At 54.3% G+C, this 337-nt stretch carries 1 protein-coding gene; it reads right to left on the reverse strand.

Annotation, left to right across the window (positions count from 1 at the left end):
- Positions 1-334, reverse strand: a 334-nt coding sequence (gene mutL / locus H6B10_RS15830; RefSeq protein WP_204652404.1) for a DNA mismatch repair endonuclease MutL, incomplete at its 3' end; no start/stop codon positions are given.
- Positions 335-337 lie beyond the last annotated feature (3 nt).

Below are 337 nucleotides of genomic sequence, written 5' to 3' on the forward strand. Positions count from 1 at the left end.
GCACTTCCACTTTGGCCACACTGGCAATAGACGCCAGCGCTTCGCCCCGGAAGCCCAGTGTATGGATATGGCTCAGATCTTCTGCCGAAGCAATTTTACTAGTCGCATGGCGGATAAACGCTTTGTCAATATATTCCGCTTCGATACCGCTGCCGTTGTCCACGATTTGCAGCTGTGCAATTCCCCCGCGGGTAACCGAAAGGGTGATCTGGGTAGCACCTGCGTCAATGGCATTTTCCAACAACTCTTTGGCAACCGACGCCGGTCGCTCGACTACCTCGCCGGCGGCAATAAGCTCTGCGGTATGTTTATCCAATACGCGAATTTCCGCCATGCG

Source organism: Gemmiger formicilis (assembly GCF_016901605.1).
Lineage (GTDB): Bacteria > Bacillota > Clostridia > Oscillospirales > Ruminococcaceae > Gemmiger > Gemmiger formicilis_B.